This window comes from Kistimonas scapharcae, assembly GCF_039540975.1.
Lineage (GTDB): Bacteria > Pseudomonadota > Gammaproteobacteria > Pseudomonadales > Endozoicomonadaceae > Kistimonas > Kistimonas scapharcae.
In genome coordinates, this window is record NZ_BAABFL010000115.1 from 1 (window position 1) to 5,918 (window position 5,918).

The 5,918-nt window shown below is 46.5% G+C and carries 10 protein-coding genes; all 10 read right to left on the reverse strand.

All coding sequences use genetic code 11. The features are described from left to right. On the reverse strand, window positions 1-675 hold a 675-nt coding region (locus ABD892_RS06960; protein ID WP_345194719.1), incomplete at its 3' end, for a hypothetical protein. 3 nt (window positions 676-678) lie between these two features. Next, the gene (locus ABD892_RS06965) at window positions 679-852 is read right to left on the reverse strand and encodes a hypothetical protein (protein WP_345194720.1); all 174 of its coding nucleotides are present in this window, start codon (window positions 850-852) and stop codon (window positions 679-681) included. Continuing rightward, window positions 849-1,220 carry a hypothetical protein gene (locus tag ABD892_RS06970; protein ID WP_345194722.1) on the reverse strand — a complete coding sequence of 124 codons (372 nt, stop codon included), beginning with the start codon at window positions 1,218-1,220 and terminating at the stop codon, window positions 849-851. The genes ABD892_RS06965 and ABD892_RS06970 overlap by 4 nt, the downstream gene beginning before the upstream one ends. Then, window positions 1,204-1,509 (reverse strand): hypothetical protein, encoded by a 306-nt coding sequence (locus tag ABD892_RS06975; protein ID WP_345194723.1) that lies wholly within the window; start codon window positions 1,507-1,509, stop codon window positions 1,204-1,206. The genes ABD892_RS06970 and ABD892_RS06975 overlap by 17 nt, the downstream gene beginning before the upstream one ends. 418 nt (window positions 1,510-1,927) lie before the next feature. Further along, window positions 1,928-2,209, reverse strand: a complete 282-nt coding sequence (locus ABD892_RS06980) for a hypothetical protein (RefSeq protein WP_345194724.1) — start codon at window positions 2,207-2,209, stop codon at window positions 1,928-1,930. A gap of 274 nt (window positions 2,210-2,483) precedes the next feature. After that, a complete protein-coding gene (locus ABD892_RS06985) occupies window positions 2,484-2,762 on the reverse strand; it encodes a hypothetical protein (RefSeq protein ID WP_345194726.1) in 279 nt (92 codons plus the stop codon). A 9-nt stretch (window positions 2,763-2,771) separates the two neighbouring features. Beyond that, window positions 2,772-3,065 (reverse strand): hypothetical protein, encoded by a 294-nt coding sequence (locus ABD892_RS06990; RefSeq protein WP_345194727.1) that lies wholly within the window; start codon window positions 3,063-3,065, stop codon window positions 2,772-2,774. 436 nt (window positions 3,066-3,501) lie between these two features. Next, window positions 3,502-3,792, reverse strand: a complete 291-nt coding sequence (locus ABD892_RS06995) for a hypothetical protein (RefSeq protein WP_345194728.1) — start codon at window positions 3,790-3,792, stop codon at window positions 3,502-3,504. A gap of 84 nt (window positions 3,793-3,876) precedes the next feature. Continuing rightward, complete coding sequence (locus tag ABD892_RS07000) at window positions 3,877-4,242, reverse strand: hypothetical protein (protein WP_345194730.1); 366 nt, start codon at window positions 4,240-4,242, stop codon at window positions 3,877-3,879. Between the two features lie 469 nt (window positions 4,243-4,711). After that, on the reverse strand, window positions 4,712-5,212 hold the full coding sequence (locus ABD892_RS07005) for a hypothetical protein (RefSeq protein ID WP_345194731.1): 501 nt from the start codon (window positions 5,210-5,212) through the stop codon (window positions 4,712-4,714). Between the last annotated feature and the right edge of the window lie 706 nt (window positions 5,213-5,918).

Here is a 5,918-nt window from a genome sequence, read left to right on the forward strand (position 1 = left end):
CACGGATTGATCATTTTTTGGTTCCTGGCAATCCATGTACTTATCAACCAGTATGTTGACATTCTTTTGCCATTCGTCGAGTGCCGGGAGTTCATTTTCAAGAGCGTTCGGGTGCTCCAGCATCTCGATCATCATGCGCGGGGCGTAATTGTCGCCTACGTCATAGACAAACACGCCCGGTGCGTCACGGTCTTTCTCAAATTCAATCCATGCCTTCTCGATCGCTACCGCATAATCCCAGAGTTGGGATACCAGATCATCTTCACCGGTGTCGAACTTGTCACCTACACAACTGTCGTCTTTGTTGGCCCAAGTAATGATCTGGTTGGTCAGGTAGTAATGGAGCGGGGCTACATCTATTGGACTGGGTTCTTTTTTTTGCTGCTTCTTTAATAGTGCTTCGGCTACAGCATCATCAAAATCGTTGTCGTCAGTGAAGCAGTCGTCTATTTCGTCTAAAGAGACGAATGTGTTTTGTGCGACGATACCCACCATCAGAGCGTCCGTGCCAATGCAAGAGACGATGGCATGGGCTAAATCCCTGAGTTCTTCAAAGCCGTAGTTGTGATACAGACACTCCATAATGTCTGGAGTGCTGTATATAGCGCCGTCTGGCTCTGCGTGTTGGTATTCGCGGTATTTGCTGCTGTCATAGACGTGAATTTTGTATCCCATTTTTCATACTCCCTTGTTTGGTTTGTTAAACATCAACTCAACAGCTTTTGCTGCGGCTTTTTTGAAGACCGGGTGTATGTCAGTTTTTGATTTAGCTATCAAAAAACGACGATCTTCTGGCGTGAAATACAGGTCCTTTGGTGCGTCTTTATGCACATAGAGATATTGTTGTCTCATATATCAGCACCGCTAATATTGCATTCGGAACAAGGTACCCGGTTGTCGATTTCAGGGTTGACGGACAAGCCACCTTCGTAGATGAAACCTTCGCCGTCGCACTCTTGGCAGACATCGTTCCCGAAAATGTCTTCTTCTGCATTTATTAGGTGCAACAAGGACTGAAGGCCATTACCTTTACGGTGTGATAGCCTTACTGCCCACTTGCCTGTCCCCGGCCAGAAGTCGATGACCGAGTAGGTGCTGTACACGATCAGGTGAGCGCCATTGTTCTTTGTCTCAAAAGACACCTTTGCCTTGTGCAAAGTTGCCATTGCCTGGGCGTGAAGACGCTGCTTCTTTGTTGGGCGATCAGTAAGTGGTGTCATCGCGTGTCTCCCGTTCTGTTTCATTGGCAATGTTATTCACGACAAAAACAAGTTGTTTGTGGTAGTTCATTCCCTTCTTGGTCAGTACAACACCGGCTTCAGTACGCTCGACATACCCACCAATTAACAGGACGCCTGTGGCGAATATGAGATGTTCGTCGAAGGTCGATACTGTGTCATCGTCCTCCATGCAGTCAGGAAAACTATTGAACAGCGACACATGCGAAAGCAGGTACACAAATAGGGGCTTATACCACTCAATATCGTCATTCTGTTCAGCTTTATTCATGCGTCTTTCCTCGGGTCAGCCCATTTTTGTTCTGGCAGTGGTGTTTCTTTCAGCATTTCGAGAAACACCCGTCCTTTGTCGGTGATTTGAGGCACTACGTCGTTGGCTGGTGTATTTANCTCCGTATCGAGGGTTATGGCAACAACTCCCACAACAACATCCCCCAACAATGGGATGTCTTTCGCTTCGGCTTGAATACTGAAGGCATTCTCTTGCTCGACGGCGGTCAGGTAATTGGCGCAGGCAGTGAATACTCTGTCGCCCCATACGCTGCGGCCCCACTCAAGGATGGCGTTGATGCCGACAGTACCCGTTGGGTAGGTGACGGAAACGTTGGTGTACATATCTTCGATGGGTTTCACATCAAGGATTTCACCTGTCGCACTGTTTTTAACGACCAGTAGGTTGATCTCTATTTTCATTCTTCTTCCACCACTGTCAGGTATGTGAACTTGCCGAAGTAGTTCATCAACTCACGATGAAAGTCTTCAGCCGCTTGTTTGTTATCCACAATGGTCACTACACGGCCATTGTTGGCATTTACTGTCACGGAACTGTCATAGAGAATGCAGTCGTTCATGGACATGCGTAGCTGGATTATTTTGCTCCATGCTTTTTGCATGACTTCATCGCGTCTCTTGGCATCAAGTTCTCTATTCACTTTGAACTTGATGAAGACCCTGTAACATTCGTTGATCATCTCTCGGGTCCCTCCATGAATGGACAGGCAAAGGTATTGTCTCTATTGCTGCACAGAGCATTTCAGAGAACTTCTCACCTCTGGCCGTCAGTTCAGGCTCGTGGTCGTCAGTGATTAACCCTTCTGCCAGCAGATTGCGTAAAGAAGCACCCTCGACATCACCCCAGGCGTTTCTTTCCGATGGTCGCTTGTCGTAGACCGGGCAGTTGTGGGCGACATGAAGGAAAACAATTTTTGTGGTTGGGGATAAAACCATGTATCAGCCCTGTTAATGTTATGGTTTGAATAGAACAGCCAGCTCGTAACTTTCTTTCAGGTCAGCTTTTATTGCCTTTATGGTTTCGTCGCTTAACCCATCCTTGATAACGACCGGAGGGATTATTTGGTGCCCACCAATGGCGTTAAGTTGAAGCAAAACACCACTTGCCATCATGTGGTCTTTACCTGCCTTGTCTATTGCCCTGTCAGCAAAGTGATATGTACTGGCAAGCTGTGCTTCCAGTTCCAGAATCCTTCTGAGCAGGTCAGCTCTGGTTTGTGTCTTTTTTCGCATGTTCTGTCCTTAATCCAGTGGTGTTGGTTTGCGCTGCCACTTCATACCCAGACGATTGAGGATGCCCTGTGTCATCAGTCGAGCGGTAGGGTTCAGGTACTTGGTGCAATCGACATCTGGGTAGGGGTCTTTTGCTTTCCTCTCAAGGAAATCAGCGGTGCTCGACAGGATTGAAACAGCCGTGTTGTGGGCACCTTTCATGCGATGTAACAACTCAAACTTCATCAAGGGTTCATTGGCCCCGACATCAAACAGGAAGTATTTGTCGGGGTTGTCCTTACTCTGTTTAATAGAGAGTTTCACGGGGCAGGTCCTATGTTTATTGTCTAGTGCCGGTTACGTATCCGGCGTCGTTGCGGCGACCGTACCTTGCTTACCGGCTGGCTCGCATTCCAGCTCGGGGGTGTTCTTTGTGAGACTGTGGCGGAACACCCAGCAAAAACCACCTTGTTTTGTTCGATAACACGCTGTCTTCCATGGCGCGGCAAGCGACAAGCGTCACTCGCAAGGGTTATGTGTTACATGACCTTTGTCCTTTGTTGTGTTTCCTGGGGGATTGCCCAGACGCTTTTTAAAGCAGAAAGTTTTTTAGGGTCGGCCATGCCGGGTTTGAACCGGCTTCACTTTTCAACCATCTCTTTTTATCCCTCACCCGAGGTTGTTTAACAGGAGTCGAACCTGTTGAGCGGTGCGTAATTACACCACCAGTTAGATGGTTGTCGAGTGGCACCCTTACCAGTTAATGGGTGATGGTCGGAACAGATAAAGTTGTTAGTACCTCAACGGAGTCGAGGAAGGCTTCAGCAACATATCCTTGCTGTTCAACGAAAGCATTCATTACTTCGTCGGGGAGGTGTACTTCATTATTGCGGTAATCAAGGATAATCAACCCACGCTCTGAAAGCCTCATCAACGATTCATACCAGTAAAGGGCTGCGTTGTTTTTTGTGTAACACTCGGGGGCTTCAGTTGTGCATGGGCAGTTCTGTTTGATGATCATCAGAACGTCGAAATCATGGTAGTAGGTCATTGTGGTGTCTCCTGCTCTGACTGCTAGTTTTTATTAACCTGCTAATATATTCGCCCGACGTTGGGACGCTCGTCAAGCGTTAATTTACACCTGCCATGGGACAACCACACCCTTTTGTTTGTAGAGGTATTCAGGGTAATGGATGCTTGCGTTCCTGACCTCCATACCCAACCCGTTCAACTGGGCAATGATCAGGTTTCCATGAAAACTGTCCCCTGACAGCTTCTCTGCTGCCCTGGCTATCTGGGAGCAAGTGACAAACGACTCTGTTCCCTGATAAGCGTCAGACAGCCATTGACGCTCGTGCTGCTCTAATTTCTTGAGAGGTTTGTCACCTATCAGCTTGAACAGATCGCGGCTGACAAGAGCACTGGACAGGCGTTGCGGGAGCTTTTTCGATTGTCTTTTGTCGAGGTCAACAACAACGTCACCAATGGCGATTGCCAACATGGTCGTTCTCCTTTCTCTAGATATGAAAAACTTCGTTTATTTATAAAAACTTCGTTTATTTATAAAAACTTCGTTTATTTATAAAAACTTCGTTTATTTATAAAAAAGCCCCTGGGTAGGGGCTTGTGGGGGTTAGATGGCGAATGCTGGGTGTTCTCTGTATTTTGAATCAGGACTGAAATGTTCTTCGCACCACGCCCGACCTTTGTCGGTTAATGCCAGTCGTTTGTCAGGTGTTCGTTTAACCAGTTTTGTTCTTGTCAGATAGCATGAGTAGGTAGTTAATGTTTGTGGTGTAATATCCAGATATTTGCATAAGTTATTATTACGAGGGGGTCCATATTCATAGGTTTCAGAGTAAAATATCAAACGGAGCAGATGGACATGCCGACGGTTCAGGTATTTAAATTTCTCGAATCCATATTTATTGGTGTAATACACGGGAATCTTTTTGTCCATAGGGCGTACCTTAATGGTTATTAAGAGAGGGTACTAAAAGCAAAGCCAGTTCGAGAGCCTTATCAAGCTGTTCATACTCATCATCAGGCAGCAATAGAACCTGATCTCTCAACACATTGACTTTCTGCTGTAAACTCAATACTGAGGGGTGAGTGGGATTTTGTTTGCACTTATGGTCGACCGTTTTGAAACATATGTCTTTTGCCGAAGCCTTAACATGCTGGCCGCAGACGCACTTGCAGAGGAACTGCTTGGGTGTACCCCCTAATATTTCAACGACAGTCAAACGCCCTGTGGTTACACCCAGAGCGTTGTCCTTACGGCTGAACCACCTTGTACAACCGCAATTAGCGACGATTCCTGAACGTAATGCACCATCTTCAATAATCTTTTCATTGCCGCAGTCGCAGCGGGTAGACCAGTACTTTAAACCGGAGTCCGGTTCGGCTTCGGTTTCGGCTTCGTTCAGGACGGTCAGGTTGTGGATTCGTTGTCCTATGGCGATTGTCATTTGTCGCTTGTCCTCTTTTTTGTGATTAGCAAGGCTAATGTTAGCAGAGCTATTAAAAAAATAAAACAGCAAAAAAACAGGACACGGGAGGTTATATTTAATTCTCTTACTGAAACCAGACCAAAAACTGTCTGGAATAGGGGCTGGAAGCTGTTAGTTATAGTAGATACAAAAGACACGGTAAAATAACCAGACATATAAAAAAAGCAAAAAGAGGGGTTTATATAGTAAAAAACACATTTATATATTACTCTGCTGGGTCATTTCCCGTGGTATTTTGTACCTATTATAACTAACAACGTGTTGTTCCCCTTCAGCCGCTCTATCTCGCGGGTTCAAGCCTGTCGCAGGGAATTTATACTTCCGTGTCCACTCTGTAATTTAGCGTGTCCACCCTGTTTCTGCCGTGTCCTTATGGATGGATTTTCATATGTTTACAGCACTATCTCTCGACAAATGTCAAGAGACAATCATCACCCGTCAAGCGACAATAATTGCTCATTATTTGAACAGCAACCGGTGCCAACATATGAACAAATATTCATTTAAACAGCAACCTGCACCACTCGACACCCGTCCCCGTCAAGCGATACCCGTTCCGTGACTTGTAATGGCTGATCAGCTTCATGCGTCCTGTGTCATAAGTCGAGTGTCGCTTGTCGCCCACCGACGCCCACCAACGCCCTGTCCTTCCGATGTTGAGAGC